Source organism: Acidobacteriota bacterium (genome assembly GCA_035471785.1).
In the GTDB taxonomy this organism is placed as follows: Bacteria; Acidobacteriota; UBA6911; order RPQK01; family DATIPO01; genus JANQFM01.
Map to the genome: position 1 here is coordinate 55,744 of DATIPQ010000095.1, position 15,821 is coordinate 71,564.

A 15,821-nucleotide genomic window follows, 5' to 3' on the forward strand; every position below is an offset into this window, starting at 1 on the left:
CGTCAGTGCGGTGATATAGTGGCAGGTGCATGCGTTTAGAGGCCATACTCATCTGCGACAAAGTACTGCAGGAATCGAACGGCAAGGTCTACCTGAACGGCATTTTTGACCGCATCTGGTCGAAGGAAGTGCCTGCCGCCCACCCTGAGATGTACCTCTATTTCCGCTTCTTCGTCGACGACGAAGACCGCAGTGACGGCGACGAAGACCGGGTGGCGGTGGAACTGACGACGCCCGGTGGGCGCAGCGAGCGGCTGCCCGAACTGAAAGGGCGCGTGGACGCCGGCAACAAGGTGGAAGGAAACGTCCGCCTGCGCATGGTGCCCCTCTCCGAGTACGGCACCTACACCCTGCGCGTCCTCTTCAACGGAAAGCCCGCCGGCATCTGCACCTTCCAATGCATCCCCACCCCCGAGCAGGAACCCTCCGCCGAAACCGTCCACTGACCTGCCCCGCGCATGGCTGCGGCTCCGTCAACCAAACTGTCGTTTAGAGCAGCGTTTTCACCTCAACTAAACTCGAAGTTTTCTCGTTCACTTCTCTCCCCACTCCAGTCCTCCCGACCTTGATCAGCTTTTGAGATAGAATGCGACCCAATGGACTGGGTGGATATTCTCGAGCGAATAGAGAGCGGAGAAGACGATCGGACCGAGTTCAAGCGTGGGCTAGGCGATTTGAAAGCGACTGGACGCACCTTGGCCGCTTTTGCCAATAGCAGGGGCGGTGTTGTCATATTTGGCGTTGACGATACTTGCGAAATTGTCGGAGTCAAGGAAGATCCGGAGAAGGTCGCGGAGCGGCTCACAGCGTTTCTGACCACAGGTCTCAGCGCTCCCGTTCAGGCACGCCTGCAACGCCATGAGGCTCCCCATGGGTGGGTGCATTGGGTTGAAGTGCCCAGCCAACGCGGCTTCGAACCCCTGAGGCATGAGGGACGGGTCTATGTGAGGAGAGGCCGCTCCAGTGTCGAGCCCTCTCCAAGCGAACTTCAGGATTTGTACAACCTCTTCGGCTACATCTTGACCGAGGAGCGTGCCATAGAGGCTGCCGGCGTCAATCAGATCGACATTTCAGCTTTTCGAAAGTACCTGGCAAGATTGGGATTGGATCTCAATGATGACCCTCAACCTTCTTTGGAGGAGGATCTTCTCAACCGAGGCGTAGTTGCCCGAGCAGGAGACCGATTGGCGGCTACGCTGTACGGGATCTTGGCCTTTGGAAGAGAGCCGCAATATTACCCTCAGACCTCGAATTTTTGGGTCGAGTGCGTAGCCTACGCCGGTACGGACCGCTCCGGAGAGGTTTTGCAGGTGGGCCAGGCCCAGGGCCGGATCGATGAGCAGGTGGAGCGGGCTCTCGGTTGGCTCCGGTCACTCGGGAAGAAAGAGCACTACAAAGGGATCTATCGTGAAGATAGACCACTACTGCCTGTCAAGGCCGCTCGTGAGGCCCTGGTCAATGCCGTGGTTCATCGCGACTACGCGATTACGGGCAGCAAGATTCTATTCGAGTCGTTCGATGACCGGATCGTCGTTACCAGCCCAGGCTCACTCCCCAATACCATGACTCCTTCCAGCGTTCGCGCCGGCGGGCATCCACGCTCGCGCAACGAGTTGCTCGCCAACTTCATGCTGACCATGGGATTCATGGAGCAGCGCGGCAGAGGTTGGCCCGTCTTGCGCCGCGCCATGATGGAGCACAACGGCACCGAACCCGACCTCCAAGCAGACCGCGACGCCCGCTTCGTACGCGTAACCTTCTGGCTCGATCCCCCAACGGATGATTAACCTTGAACCTTAGGTGCCATGTTGGTCCTCCTCTCTTCATGGCGCTGCGCGACGACAGCCGCAACATTGGGTCGAGGCCGCGGCAGGAGCGAATCGCCCGAAGCTGCCATCGGCCCCTGGGTTAGGCGAGTCGAATCGTCCATCAGGCCAGTTCGGGGTGCTTGAGGTGATGGTCGGTGGCGTCTTGGTAGGCTTTGGCGATCAGGCAGAGCTTGTCTTCGGCGTAGAGGCGGGAGCAGAAGGTGATGCTGGTGGGGGAGCCCTCTTCGGTGAAGCCGTTGGGGAGGGCGATTCCCGGGTGGCCGGTCAGGTTGGTGAGCAGCAGATTGCCCGAGAAGGAGGGCGACACGTAGACGTCGAGGTCGCTCAGGGCCTCGTCCATCAGTCCCATCAATAGCGTACGGGCCCGGTTGGCCTGGATGTATTCCACCGCCGGAACGAAGCGCGACCCGCGGAAAGCGTTGGGCCAGGCCCGGCGCTCCTGGCGCACCATCAGGTCGTCGCGGTTGGAGCGGGTCAGGCTGTCGAAGGCGGCCGCCGCTTCGGTGTTGAGGATGAAGCTGAGCGCTCCCACCGGGAAGTCGGGCAGCTCCATGGGAACGAGGTCGATTCCCAGTTCGCGAAGCACCTGCAAGGTCTTCTGGTCGTTGGCCTTCATGGCCTCGCTTCCGCGTCCGCTCTCGAAATCGCTCTTCAGGTAGCCGACACGCACCGTCCCCAGGTCGGCCGAAGCGTCCCAGTTGAAGGGCAGGTCCGAGGCCATGGGGTCCTGTCCGTCGGGACCCATAACGGCGTCCAGCACCAGGGCGCAGTCTTCCACGCTGCGGGCCATGGGCCCCAGCTTGTCCATGCTCCAGCTCAAGGCCATGGCGCCGTGACGGCTGATGCGTCCGAAGGTGGGACGCAGTCCGGTGACGCCGCAGCGGGTCGCGGGAGAAACGATCGATCCCCAGGTCTCGCTGCCGATGGCGAATCCCACCAGGCCGGCGGCGGTGGCCGCGGCGGGCCCCGCCGAAGAGCCCGAGGAGCCCTGTTCCAGGTTCCAGGGATTCTTGGTCGTGCCTCCGTACCAGACGTCGCCCCAGGCCAGGGCTCCCAGTGTCAGCTTGGCCACCAGCACGGCGCCGGCCTCTTCCAGGCGCCGCACTACCGTGGCGTCCTCGTCGATGACCTGGTCCTTGAAGGGCATGGCGCCCCAGGTTGTGGGGTATCCCTTGGTGGCGAGCAGATCCTTGGCTCCCCAGGGAATGCCGTGCAAGGGTCCCCGGTCGACTCCCCGGCTCAACTCTTCGTCGGCCCGCCGGGCCTGGCGCAGCGCCAGCTCTTCGGTGAGCGTGATGACGCACTGCAGCTTGGCATCGAAACGCTTGAGACGCTCCAGGTAGAGTTGGGTCAGTTGCAGCGAAGTGATTTCCCCCCGGCGGATGAGGCGGCCCAAGTCGGTGACGGGCCAGAAGGCGATCTCTTCCCGGTCGGAGGGCATGGGCCGGGCGGTGCCGGTCGATTGCCGCAGAGGCCGCCGGCTCTGGTCGAAACGCATGCCGGGCAGCCGCGGGTCGAAATGCAGCGCGGGAGGAACCGAGTTGGGCAGCTCGACCTGACGCAGGCGCTGATAGTCGGCCAGGGTGTCGTTGAGGTCCTCCACCATCATCTGGCGCTCCTCTTCGCTGAACTGCAGACCCGACAGAGCCTCGGCCTGGGCCAACATGGCGGTGGTGACCTTGGGTTCCTCAGATTCCTGCAGGGCGGTCCACAAAGATCCGGGAAGGAGGGTGCCCGTCAGCCCGGCGCCCGCGAAATAAGCCATGAAGTTTCGACGTGAGGTTTCAAGCGTTGCCCTTTTCATGGAAATTTACTTTAGCAAAACAAAGGCCGAGCGACGACCACATGCCTTTGGGCACAAAAAGCTGGTGAAACTGAAGAATTGGTGATGGCTGTCTAATTTGTTGTTTTGCAGACACTTACAGGCGCGCCGCGCAAAGAACGGCATAAAGTTTTGAAACTTTCCTACCGAAAAGTTGGTCTAAGTGGATTGGAAGCCAGGAAGAGAGGATGGCACACCATGACTGACTACTGTGATCGCCAATGGCTAGCTCGCTACCTGCGGAGTGAACTGGAGCTAGAGGAAAAGCTGGATTACCTCTACCACCTCGACGTCTGTCCGGACTGCTGGGAGAAGGTCTATTCGGCCACCAAGGCTACTCATCCGCACTACTACAAGATGTCGGCTCGTCAGATGAAGGTCACCGAGCGTGACCTGGCCCGCATGGAGTTGAAAGAAGAGGAAATTATCGAAGTCGCTTAAGACGGCCAGGCCTCTGACGAAACAAACTGCATTCATATCCTTGAGAGGACCGCCTTCAGTCAAAGGCGGTCCTCTTTTTTTGCCCCCATCCTCCGATTCTCATCCCACGGTACCGGTTTCCGCCCCCACTTGCGCACTGCTGGCAAGTTTGGGTGAAATTTAGTTGAAGAAGGCAGTCCTTTCCGTTTATGCTTATAGGTGAACAAAAAGTGTTTAGGAGAGGCTATGAAGGCATTGATGGAGCAGAGCGCAGGGGTGTTCAGGGGCCGCGATCTGGCGCGTCGCCAGAAGGCTTCCCGCATCGAACGCCTGAGCAGCGAATTGCCCCATCTGGATGAACTGCTGGGAGGAGGATTTCCGCGCGGAGCCATGGTGGAGTTGATTGGCGGCCCTTCCAGCGGGCGCAGCACGTTGGCTCTGCGGGTGCTGGCTCGGGCCGCCGCGCAGGATGAGCTGACAGCTTACGTGGACGCCTTTGACGCCCTGGATCCGCTGGCCGCTCAGGCCTGCGGAGTGGACCTGGAGAAGCTGTTGTGGGTGCGCTGCGCTTCGGCGGCCGCCTCCCGCTCTATGGCCCGCGCCTTCAAGGCGGCCGACATGGTGGCGCGGGGAGGCGGCTTCGGGGCCCTGGTGTTGGACTTGGACCGTCCTTCGGCGCCGCCCGGCGAAAGCGGACTGACGGCTCCCTGCAAGACCTTTTTCCGCCTCCAGAAGGCGGTGGAGCGGACGCCTTTGCTGATGCTGGTGCTCAACCGCCGCGGCTTGGCGGGCAGTGCCGCCTCGCTGGCCCTTTCGCTGCGCCGCGCGTCCACCGATTGGGGATTGGAAGCCGGCGCTCCTCACCCCTGTGTCCTGCGCGGCGCCGTTGATGAAATCGAAGTGATGAAAGGAAGATCTTATGGCAGCACTACGCTACATTGCGGTCTTTGCGACGCCTCCTGAGGAGGTCGAAGACGAGGCCCGAGGCCGCTTCGTGCTGACGGCCGAGTTATTGAATCTGGCGCGGGAACTGACGCCGCGCATGGAGCGCGTCGAGCTGGCCGAAGGCAGCGGAGAGGGGCTTGTACTGGAGGCCACGAGGCGCAGCGAGCCGCCTATTTTGCAACAGCTTTCCGCCTCCCTGCTCCCCCGGGAGGACGGAAAAGGCGGGAGTCCGCAGCAACCCCTTCCCCTGCCGCTGTGGGCTTCCGCCTCTACCCGCACGGCGGCTCTGCTGGCGGCCCTCAACGGCTGCCGCGGACGCCTTGATCCCAAGCGCCAGCAAAGCTTTCTGCGCGCCCTGCCGGTGGAGGTCCTCAGCTTGCTGGATCCTTCGCTGGGTCAGCAGGAACGCCAGGTGTTGGGAAGTTGGGGCATCCGCAAGCTGGGCCATCTGATCGACCTGCCCAAGGGCCGACTGGCCGCCCGCCTGGGTCCTGCCGGGACGCGCCTGCAGGCCTTGTCGCGGGGAGAGGACCTGCGTCCATTTCAACCCTGGACGCCTCCCGGCGCCTTTCAAGAACGCCGCGACCTGGACTGGACGCTGGATTCGCTGGAGCCCCTTTCCTTCGCCCTCCAGGGCCTGCTGGACAAGCTTTGCCGTCGCCTGCAAAGCCGGGGAATGGCGGCCGAGGCCGTGACCTTGGAGTTGGGGCTGGATAACGGAGAAGTCTTCACCCGCACCCTGCAACTGGCCTTTCCCCTCAAGTCGTCCAAGGTGATGCACTCGCTGCTGCGCCTCGATTTGCAGGAGCGTCCCCTGGAGGCCGGCATCCACTGGCTGGCGGTGCGTCTCGAGCCGGTTCCGGCCCGCACCCTGCAGTTTTCGCTGCTGCAGGAGGCGGTGGCTGATCCCGAGAGGCTCTCACGTACTCTGGCCCGTCTGACGGCGCTGGTGGGAGAGGACATGGTGGGCTGTCCGCATCCGCTCGACACCCATCGTCCTGACGCCTTCGAGATGCGTCCGCTGCGCCTCGACGGCGGACAGCGCAAGGGCCGTTCTAAGAAGGCTTTGCCGCCGGCTCCGGCTTTCGCGGTGGCTTCGGAAGTTCCTGCTCCTGTGTTGCGCCGCTGCCGTCCGCCTGCGGCGGTGGAAATCGAACGCCGACAGGTGGTGCGCTGCGCCGGTCCCTGGCATGCCAGCGGCGACTGGTGGCGGGATGATCACGGCTATCAGCGCCAGCAATACGACGTAGAACTCAAAGACGGCGCCCTGCTGCGCCTCTTCCGCGACCCTCGCCGCGAGGGGTGGTTCTTAGAAGGTGTCTACGACTAGCGAGCGGCCTCATACCGCCGAGATCAATTAGGCCTTCAGCGCGGTCGCTGAACTTGATTCGTGTGTGAACTTGTTGGCCACCTGGTGACCCTAGCGGCGAGCAGCCCCTAATTTTTTATCTCACACTTTCAGTGTTTCATTTGTTTTTGTACGCGAAACCCAGGGTTCCGTCCTCGCCGCGCTTCGCTTGCAGCGGACTCCACCCTGGGTAATGGAAGCACCTCTGAAGGCGTGAAATAAAACGATCATGTTTGCAATCTAAGCCAATGTACGCACAGAGCGCATTCAGTTTTTTGCAGGCCTCCTCGACTCCCGAGCAATTGGCCGGGCAGGCGGCCCGGTTGGGGTATGAAGCGCTGGCCCTGGCGGACTGCGACGGAGTCTACGGGGCGCCCCGCTTCTTCAAGGCCTGCCGCCGCCAGGGGGTGCGTCCGCTGGTGGGGTCGTTGGTGACGCTGCGCCTGGACGAGATGGAGGGGCGCACCTGCTCCCTGCCGCTGCTGGTGGAGAATCGGCAGGGATACCGCAATCTGTGCCGCCTGGTCACCCGCCTCAAGATGCGGGCCGGCAAGGGCGAGGGCGATGCCGGACTGCACGAAGTGGCCGAGTTCGCCGGCGGACTGACGGCCTTGACGGGCGGCTCCGAGGGCCCCTTGCACACCGCCCTGGCCCAGGGCGGACGCTGCGCCGCCCGCCGCCTGCTCGACCGCCTCTCGGCCGTCTTCCCCAAACAGCGTCTCTACCTGGAATTGCAGCGCCACCAGTGCCGCCGCCAGGAGATCGTCAACCAGGAGGTGATCGACCTCTCGCGCTCCCTCAAGTTGCCCCTGATGGCCAGCGGAGGCGTCCGCTGCGCCCGCCGCCAGGACCGTCCGCTGCTGGACGTGCTGACCTGCATCCGCCACCGCACCACGCTGGAAGCCGCCGGACGCAAACTGGCCCCCAACGCCCAGTCCTATCTCAAGCCTCCCGAGGAGATGAAAAAGCTCTTCGCCGATTGTCCCCAGGCCTGGCGCAACGCCCTGGAGTTGGGCGAGAAGCTCGATTTCACCCTCGACAACCTGGGTTACCGCTTTCCCGACTTCCTGGCTCCCGCCGGAGAGACGCCCACCAGCTATCTGCGCAAGCTGACCGAGCAGGAAGCCCGCAAGCGCTACCGCCCCTATCACCAGCGCGCCCGCCGCCAGATCGCCCGCGAACTCGACCTTATCGAAAAGCTCGACCTGGCCGGCTACTTCCTCATCGTCTGGGACATCGTGCGCTATTGCCGCCGCCGCGACATCCTGGTGCAGGGACGCGGGTCGGCCGCCAACAGCGCCGTCTGCTACAGCCTGGGGATCACCGCCGTCGACCCGGTGGGGATGGACCTGCTCTTCGAGCGCTTTCTTTCCGAAGAGCGGGGCGAGTGGCCCGACATCGATCTCGACCTGCCCAGCGGAGACCGGCGCGAAGAGGTCATCCAGCACGTCTACCAGCGCTACGGACGGAGGGGAGCCGCCATGACGGCCAACGTCATCACCTACCGGGGCAAGAGCGCCGCCCGCCAGGTGGGCAAGGCGCTGGGATTCCCCGAGGAGACGCTGGGAAAGCTCTCGCGCCTGATGAGCGTCTTCCATGAAAAAGTAGAGGAGGAAGAGCGCCAAAAACGTTTCCTGGAAGCCGGCATCCCCCTCGATGAGCGCCGCGCCCAGTGCTTTTTTCACCTCTGGAAGCAGATCCAGAACCTGCCCCGCCACCTGGGTCAGCATTCGGGCGGACTGGTTCTGGCCCAGGGAGCCCTGGACGACGTGGTCCCGCTGGAAAACGCCACCATGCCGGGCCGCCACGTCATCCAGTGGGACAAGGAAGACTGCGCCGACCTGGGAATCATCAAGGTCGACTTGCTGGGCCTGGGAATGATGTCGGCCCTGCAGGACGCCATCCGCCTCATCGAGCAAAGGGGAGGCGAGATCGACCTGGCCCACCTTCCCCAGAACGACCCCAAGACCTACGACCTGCTGCAAAAGGCTGATACCGTGGGCGTTTTTCAGGTGGAAAGCCGGGCCCAGATGGCCACCTTGCCCCGCCTCAAGCCCACCTGCTTCTACGACCTGGTGGTGGAGGTGGCGCTCATCCGTCCCGGCCCGGTGGTGGGACAGATGGTGCATCCGTACCTGCGCCGCCGCAACGGGGAAGAGCCGGTCAGCTATCCCCACCCCAGCCTGGAGCCCATCCTCAAGCGGACGCTGGGCGTGCCCCTCTTCCAGGAACAGCTCATGAAAATCGCCATGACGGCGGCCGGATTCACGGGCGGACAGGCCGAGCAACTGCGCCGCGCCATGGGATTCAAGCGTTCAACCGAGGCCATGGACGAGTTGGAGGACGACCTGCTGCGGGGCATGGCCCGACGCGGCATCCGCGGCCAGGCGGCTGAGGAGATCCTGCGCTATGTCAAGTCCTTCGCCCTCTACGGCTTTCCGGAATCGCATTCGGCCAGCTTCGCCTTGCTGGCCTACGCCAGCGCCTATATGAAGGCTCACTTTCCGGCCGAATTCTATGCCGCCCTGCTCAACAACCAGCCCATGGGCTTCTACCATCCCGCCACCCTGGTCAAGGACGCCCAGCATCGGGGGCAGAGGGTGCGTCCGGTGGACGTGCAGCGCTCCCACTGCCTGTGCTCGGTTGAAGAGGACGGCTCGCTGCGGCTGGGACTGATTTACGCGTCCGGGCTGCGCCGCCAGAAGGCGCAGGACATCGAAGCCGAACGCCGCCGGCGGCCCTTCGCCTCTCTCGACGACCTGCGCCGCCGCTGCTCGCTGCAGCGCAAGGAAATGGCCGTGCTGGCTCAGATCGGAGCCCTCAACAGCCTGGGCATGAAACGCCGTCAGGCCCTCTGGCAGGTGGAAAAGGCCTGCCGCCCCGGAGGTCCTCTCTTCAAGAAGCAAGAGGCTGCAGAAGCCCCCGAGTCCTCGCCCCTGCGCGAGATGGACGCCTCTGAACGCCTGCAAGCCGACTACCGGGGCAGCGGACTCACCATCGGTCCTCACCCCCTGGCGCTGCGCCGGAAAGAGCTTTCCAGCCAGGGCATCGTGCAGGCCTCAGGCCTGGCCAAGCTGCGTCATGGAAGCTGGGTCAAGGTGGCGGGGATGGTGATCGTGCGCCAGCGTCCCATGACCGCCAAGGGGTTCCTCTTCATGAGCCTCGAGGACGAGACCGGCATCAGCAACATCGTGGTCACGCCCCGGCTCTTCGAGGAGCAGCGCCTCACCTTGCTGGGCAACTCCTGCCTGATAGTGGAAGGCCGCCTGCAAAGCCGCCACAACGTCATCTCGGTCAAGGCGGCCCGCTTTCAACCCTTCGATCCCCGCACCCCCCGCACCCGCTCCCACGACTTCCACTGAGGGAGCATCTGCAAAAGCCCCATAGCCGGCCGAGTGACTTTCTGTGAAACGGCCCCGCCCTCCAGCCGCGCCTGCAGCACTGCCCTCCATCGCCGCAAGGATGCGCCACTGCCGCCAACTTCCAGATCCCAACGATCCCAACTGCCAAAACTCCCAAGACTCCCAAGTGCGTGTGGCCGTGGACTGGTGAGTTGAAGATGGGGTGCTGGAAGTTCGACCCAAGGTCGTGGAAACTGAGCTGATCCTTGACCTGGTGGCAGGCGCATCCTTGCGGCGATCCCCACCGGAGCCACAGGCATCCGCGAAAGCCACTATCGAACGCCGGCGTTGTAGACCGAAGTCTCAGGATTGAACTGCTTCCAGTCGAACCAGTAGTCCTTGATCACGGGCAGGCGCTCGAGTTGCTTGCCTTCAAGGGGCCCCGAGAGAGCGGTGCCTGAGAAATCCCACTCGCTGCCGGTCTGGGCGTCGACCAGGCGCAGCGGATCGCTTTCGGCCTTGCGGTAGAGATCCAGCCGTTGTCCTTCCACCTGACGGTGGAAAGCCCGCACCGAGTTCCCGTCTTCGGCCACCACCAGCAACAGGGCCTGTCCGCCCAGCAGGTCGGCGATGGGGTTCTGTTTCCGCAGCACGTCCATGGGATAGGCCTTGGCGCGTCCGCCCAGCTTCAGGCCCAGCACCAGGGCGCCCAGCTCGACTTCGTCCCCTCCATCGACCGAAGTGGGAAAGGCGAAGGGTCCGCCGTCCTGGGGACGCTTCTCCCCGGGCCCGAAGTAGAACTCGGCGTAGCGATCGTCAGGGGCCAGCACCTGGGTATCGGGATGCTCCCGCTTCCAAATGGCGAAGGACACCTCGTCGAAGGGCTTCAAGGTCAGGCGGCTGCCCTTGAGCGGACCCTGGATGGCCTCTCCGGTCACCTGCTGCCACCAGCTTCCGGTCTGGTGGTCCTTCATGATGAAGTTTTGGTTGTTGAGGCCCACCAGCTCGAAGGTCAGAGCCTGTCCGTCGACCGTCGCCTCCCACACCAGACCGGTGTGGCAGAGCGATCAGTAGGTCACTACGAAAGGCTCGCCGGCCAGCCGTTCGTTGACGATGTGGTGGTAGGACACCATCTTGACCGGATAGGCCAGCGCTTTGCCGCCCACCGTCAGGCCCATGACCATCTCTTCGTCGGCCACGTGATCGGCCTGGGCCGCCGCCAGGTAGCGTCCGCCGTCAAGACGCTCGAACATCGAGGTGATGACGCTCTTTCCCATGCTCAGGTAGGCCGTCCCCAGCAACAGGCACAGGCAGACCACCAGTCCGATGCGGTAGAGCAGGGAGGAGGTGCGGGACCACAGGTAAAAGGTCAGCAGGACACCCAGGGTCAACAAGGCCGCCGACAGCAGCACCTGCCAGGAATGAAGGAAGTAAGACCATTCGATAGCGGCCGGCGTCTGGGTTCGGGTGGGGCTGATCAAGATGATGGCCAGGTAGAAGATCCCCACCGAAAGTCCGGTCAGCAGGAAGGGCAGGATCTGCAAGAGACGCTTTTTCATTGGTCTTGTTTTAACGCAGATGGGTGTGGGTTGCCAAGCAGCCCCCCTTCGCCAAGGCAATGGAGGGCGGGCCGTCGCCGAGGCTCCGGTCCGGGGTGCTAAGATGAATCTCGCCAACCGACGGCAGAATACGAGGAGCCGCAATGGATTTTAGATGGACTCGTTTCGCTCTTTTTGCCGGCCTGTGCACGGCGCTTAGCCTTGTATGGCTGCAGGCACGCACTTTTCCGCAGTTGGTGTTGGGAGGCGGCTTCGAAGCCGTGCTCATCGTCACCAACACTTCGTCGGAGGCCGGCTGGACGGGAGAAGTACGGCTCTTGCAGGAAAACGAGCGCCTCTGGACCACGGCCTGGCTGCTGGACGGTGTCCCGCAGGCCGACGGCATTTTTCAGGTCAACCTGGCGGCGGGAGGCTCGCGCCGTTTCCGCCTCACCTCCGACCTCAACCTGCCCCGCATCGGCTATCTCAGGGTGCTGGCTCAGGGCGCCTCCAGCGCGCAGGACCTGGCTCTCTCTTATTTCTTCAACCTCCGGCAGGGCGGCGAGTTGACCGATTCCACCGGCGTTACCGATCCTCCCCAGACCAAGTGGATGCGCATTCCGGTGGAGCAGAACTTCCCAAGACAGCGCACCGGCATTGCCCTGGCCGCCTTTCAGAGCACGGCGGACTTCGACATCGTCATGCGGCTCTTCAATTCCGGGGGCAATCAGGTCGGCGTCGAGGCTTTCGACTACGGCGGTCATCTGGCCCGCTTCGTGGACGAGATCTTCGACAACGTGCCCGACGACTTCGTGGGATCGGTGCAGATCGAGTCCGACGAGGGACTCTTCGTAACAGCCTTGCGTCAGGAGTTGGTGGAGGGCGGATCGCAGTTGACGGCCGTGCCTCCGCGTCCTCTGGCCGAGTTGCAAAGCGCCGCCTTCGCGCTGGGCGAGACCATTCCAGAAGATTTCACCTGCGACTCGCCCTCCATCTTCACGCCGGCCCTGTTCTGGTCGCCGGCCCCGCCTGTGGCCCCGCAAGAGTCCGTAAGCTACGTGATGATCCTGGACGACGCCGACGCCGGGTTTTTCCCCCTCTGGGTGGTCTACGACATTCCTGCCTTTACCAGGCACATCCCCGAGTTGAATGAGATCGAGCAGACCGACGGCTTTCTGCCCCTGGGCGGCGTGCACGGTCTCAACGGCTTCGGATCGCTGGGCTACGCTCCGCCTTGCCCCATCCTCGGCGATCCTCATCGTCTTTTCTTCCGGCTCTATGCCATCCAGGGGTTTCTCAACTTCCAGCCGGGCGCTACGGCGGCTCAAATTGAGGCCGCCATCCAAGGGCGCATTCTGGCCGCCGCCCAGACCATGGCTCTCGACCAATAGACATCCAGGCCTTTCATCCATGGTTGATTTTTCCCGGCGCAGCGACGAGAAGGAGATGATCGATTCACCCCACCTGCTGCAGCCGGGCGAGATGGAGCAGACGCTGCGCGAACTCAACCTGGTCAACCGTTGGCTGGGCGGGGCCGAGGCCGTGCTGGGTCCGGCCCGCGCCGAGCTTTCGCGTCTGCACAGCGCATCACCGCCGGGGCGTTCGTTCAGGGTGCTCGACGTGGGCGCGGGAGGCGGCGACATCCCGCGCCGTCTTCTGCAGTGGGCCCGCCGGCGAGGCATTCCCCTGTCCATCATGGCCGTCGACTTCAATCCTCAGGCCAACGTCATCGCCGCCCGATCGGCCCCGAGCGACTCGATCAGGTTCGTCACCGCCGACGTCCTCGCCTTGCCCTTCGCCCCCAAAGCCTTCGACCTGGTGCTGTGTTCGGCCTTTCTCCATCACTTTCCCGAGGAGGCTGCCGCCCGGGTGCTGCGGGCTCTGCGGACGGCGGCGGGGCAGGCCGTCCTGGTCAACGATCTTCACCGCCATCCTTTCGCCTACTGGAGCTTTCGGCTGTTGAGCGGACTGCTCTCGCGTTCGCGGGCTATCCGCCACGACGGACCTCTGTCCATCCTGCGCGGATTCCGCCGCCGCGAATTGGAGCGGACCTTCCGGGAAGCGGGATTCAAGAAGCTGCAAATCACCTGGCGCTGGGCCTTCCGCTGGAGCGCGATAGGCCGCGCGGAGGATACACGAGATTCGGTATTGCGATAAAATAGCCGGATAATTCAACCAGGAGACGAGATAGTGAACCGATCGAAACCTACCTCAGCCCTTTTGATAAGCCTATCCGTACTGGCAGTACTGGCGGTCATGGCCGGGACGGCCTGCGCCCAGCAAGCCGCTTCGGGGCAGCAGATGGAAGAATCAGACCCCGATGTTCTGGCCGTGGTCAACGGCGTCAAGATCATGCGCAGCGAGGTGGAGAAAAAGGCGGCTGACGCCTTCGAATCACTGCGCGTCGAGCGCCTCCAGTTCGAAGCCGAGCAAAAGCAGAAGCGTCACGACGTCGTGCTGCGGCACCTGGAAGAGATGGTTGCCGACAGGGTGCTCGAACTGGAAGCCCAGGCTCAAGGCATGGAGCAACAGGAGCTGCTGGAAACGCAGGTCTTCAACAAAGTCGCCGAGCCTGCCGAAGAAGAGATTGAACAGGTTTACGAAATCAACAAGAGCCGCTTGCGCCAGCCGCTAGAAGCGGTGCGTCCCCAGATCATTAATTTTCTGCAAGGACGTCAGCGCGAGAATCTTCTGCAACAGTACATCGAAGAACTGAAGGTCAAGTACGACGTGTCGCAGAGCGTCCAGCCCTTCCGCTACGACATCGAGCATCAGGGGCATCCGTCCAAGGGGCCTGAGGACGCGCCGGTCGTTCTGGTTGAATTTTCGGATTTCGAATGCCCCTACTGCACCCGCATGAACGATACGCTCAATGTGATCACCGAAAAGTACGGCGACAAGGTGATGCGGGTTTTCCGCCAGTTCCCGCTCAACAGCATCCATCCCAACGCGCAGAGAGCCGCTGAAGCTTCCCTGTGCGCCTTCGAACAGGGCAAGTTCTGGGAAATGCACGGACGCCTCTTCGAACGTCCGGCGGCTCTGAGCGTGGATGCCATCAGCGAAAAGGCGGTCGACATCGGGCTGGACCAGACCGAGTTCCAGGCTTGCCTGACCTCGGGACGCCACGCCGACGTCGTTGAAGCGGACATGCAGGACGGCCGCATTGCCGGCGTCAGCGGGACTCCCGCTCTCTTCATCAATGGCCGTCCCGTGCGCGGCGCCGCCAGCGCCGACCAGGTTTCTGACCTGATCGACGAAGAGATCAAGCGCCAGGGGCGGCAATGAAGCGCCTCGCGGCTGGGGCGATTCTCATCCTGCTGGCCGTGGGTCCGGCCTGCCAAAGCCGCCCTCGGTTGGCCACCGGAACCTGGCGCGCCGTGCTGCAATCGCCCGGCGGCCCCCTGCCCTTTTCGCTTGTGGTCGAAGGCCGGCCCGGCGATTATTCCGCCTACGCCCTCAACGGTCCTGAGAAGGTCCCTTTTTCCTCTCTGCAAGTGAGGGACGACCAGGTGCGCTTGCGCATCGACGGATACGACTCCGAGATCACTGCAGGGATGAGCGGGCAGGGACGCCATCTTGTGGGCGAGTGGCGCAAACGCGCCGCCGGCGGATATTCCCGACTCGGATTCGAGGCCGTCCACGGCGATGAACGGCGTTTCTTGCCGGTGCAGCAAGAGAACGCTCCAGATCGAGCCGCTCCGGCCGACGATCAACTCAGCCAGGTGCTGGGAGATTGGAAGGCGGTCTTCAGCGACGAAGACGGCGAGTCTCCCGCGCGGGGAGAGTTCCGCCGCGAGGAAGGAGGCTTGGTGGGCACCTTTCTGACCCCGGTGGGCGATTACCGCTTTCTGGCCGGCGACTACCGCGACGGCCTCTTGCGCCTCTCCTGCTTCGACGGCGGACACGCCTTTCTCTTCCGGGCCCGGCTGCAGGAAGACGGATCGCTGCAAGGCGACTTCTGGTCCCGCGACAGCTACCACGCCACCTGGAGCGCCCGCCGCCTGCAAGAAGGCGAATCGGACCAGTTGCCCGATCCTTACCAGGAAGTCGCTCTCAACAACGACGAGAACCGGTTCACCTTCAGCTTTCCCAGCCTGGACGGCCAGATCATCGCCAGCGACGACCCGCGTTTTCAAGACAAGGTGGTGCTGGTCAACGTCTTTGGTTCCTGGTGTCCCAACTGCAACGACGAGGCGCCGCTGCTGGCGCAATGGCATGAGCGCTATGGCCCTCAGGGGCTCGAGGTGGTGGGTTTGGCCTTCGAGCTGACCGGCGACGCCGAGCGCGACAAGGAGTACGTCCGCAAGTACGCTCGACGCCACGGCATCGAATTCCCGCTCTTGCTGGCCGGAACCAGCAACAAGTCCGCCGCCGGAGAGAAGTTGTCCGACCTGTCGGCCGTCCGTTCCTATCCCACCAACATCTTTATCGACCGCCAGGGAAAGGTGCGCCGCATTCACTCCGGCTTTGCCGGCCCCGCCACCGGAGAGCACCACCGACAACTGGTGAGGCAATTCCAAGAACTCATCGAATCCCTGCTGAAGGAGTAGGCCCGCAGACGCCCCGGCCTGCGGGCCT

Annotated in this window: 12 protein-coding genes; 10 read left to right on the plus strand and 2 right to left on the minus strand. The window is 63.3% G+C overall.

All coding sequences use genetic code 11. The features are described from left to right. Window positions 1-29: 29 nt before the first annotated feature. Together VLU25_13365 and VLU25_13370 are read left to right on the plus strand one after the other, a co-directional pair. Window positions 30-446 carry a hypothetical protein gene (locus VLU25_13365; GenBank protein ID HSR68920.1) on the plus strand — a complete coding sequence of 139 codons (417 nt, stop codon included), beginning with the start codon at window positions 30-32 and terminating at the stop codon, window positions 444-446. A gap of 150 nt (window positions 447-596) precedes the next feature. Next, window positions 597-1,787 (plus strand): RNA-binding domain-containing protein, encoded by a 1,191-nt coding sequence (locus tag VLU25_13370; protein HSR68921.1) that lies wholly within the window; start codon window positions 597-599, stop codon window positions 1,785-1,787. Window positions 1,788-1,929: 142 nt separating this feature from the next. Here the strand turns inward: VLU25_13370 and VLU25_13375 are convergent, their stop codons facing one another. Then, window positions 1,930-3,594, minus strand: coding sequence for an amidase (locus VLU25_13375; GenBank protein HSR68922.1), 1,665 nt, complete (start codon window positions 3,592-3,594; stop codon window positions 1,930-1,932). A gap of 255 nt (window positions 3,595-3,849) precedes the next feature. Here VLU25_13375 and VLU25_13380 point away from each other — a divergent pair, with 255 nt between their 5' ends. From VLU25_13380 to VLU25_13395, 4 genes are all read left to right on the plus strand, one after another. Next, the gene (locus VLU25_13380; protein HSR68923.1) at window positions 3,850-4,092 is read left to right on the plus strand and encodes a hypothetical protein; all 243 of its coding nucleotides are present in this window, start codon (window positions 3,850-3,852) and stop codon (window positions 4,090-4,092) included. Window positions 4,093-4,317: 225 nt separating this feature from the next. Beyond that, window positions 4,318-5,034 (plus strand): ATPase domain-containing protein, encoded by a 717-nt coding sequence (locus tag VLU25_13385; protein HSR68924.1) that lies wholly within the window; start codon window positions 4,318-4,320, stop codon window positions 5,032-5,034. Further along, complete coding sequence (locus VLU25_13390) at window positions 4,991-6,346, plus strand: hypothetical protein (protein HSR68925.1); 1,356 nt, start codon at window positions 4,991-4,993, stop codon at window positions 6,344-6,346. The genes VLU25_13385 and VLU25_13390 overlap by 44 nt, the downstream gene beginning before the upstream one ends. Before the next feature lie 266 nt (window positions 6,347-6,612). Beyond that, entirely contained in the window at window positions 6,613-9,726 is a 3,114-nt protein-coding gene (locus tag VLU25_13395; protein HSR68926.1) for an error-prone DNA polymerase, read from the plus strand. Window positions 9,727-10,037: 311 nt separating this feature from the next. On the opposite strand, the gene VLU25_13400 is transcribed toward VLU25_13395, so the two are convergent. Then, on the minus strand, window positions 10,038-11,264 hold the full coding sequence (locus VLU25_13400; GenBank protein HSR68927.1) for a DUF3179 domain-containing protein: 1,227 nt from the start codon (window positions 11,262-11,264) through the stop codon (window positions 10,038-10,040). 143 nt (window positions 11,265-11,407) lie between these two features. Here VLU25_13400 and VLU25_13405 point away from each other — a divergent pair, with 143 nt between their 5' ends. Genes VLU25_13405 through VLU25_13420 form a run of 4 tightly spaced genes read left to right on the plus strand, consistent with a single transcriptional unit; the run spans window position 11,408 to window position 15,793 of the window. After that, a complete protein-coding gene (locus VLU25_13405) occupies window positions 11,408-12,634 on the plus strand; it encodes a YbhB/YbcL family Raf kinase inhibitor-like protein (protein HSR68928.1) in 1,227 nt (408 codons plus the stop codon). Between the two features lie 19 nt (window positions 12,635-12,653). Then, window positions 12,654-13,400 carry a methyltransferase domain-containing protein gene (locus VLU25_13410; protein HSR68929.1) on the plus strand — a complete coding sequence of 249 codons (747 nt, stop codon included), beginning with the start codon at window positions 12,654-12,656 and terminating at the stop codon, window positions 13,398-13,400. A 33-nt stretch (window positions 13,401-13,433) separates the two neighbouring features. Continuing rightward, a complete protein-coding gene (locus VLU25_13415) occupies window positions 13,434-14,528 on the plus strand; it encodes a thioredoxin domain-containing protein (GenBank protein ID HSR68930.1) in 1,095 nt (364 codons plus the stop codon). Continuing rightward, the gene (locus VLU25_13420; protein ID HSR68931.1) at window positions 14,525-15,793 is read left to right on the plus strand and encodes a TlpA disulfide reductase family protein; all 1,269 of its coding nucleotides are present in this window, start codon (window positions 14,525-14,527) and stop codon (window positions 15,791-15,793) included. The genes VLU25_13415 and VLU25_13420 overlap by 4 nt, the downstream gene beginning before the upstream one ends. Window positions 15,794-15,821: the final 28 nt, after the last annotated feature.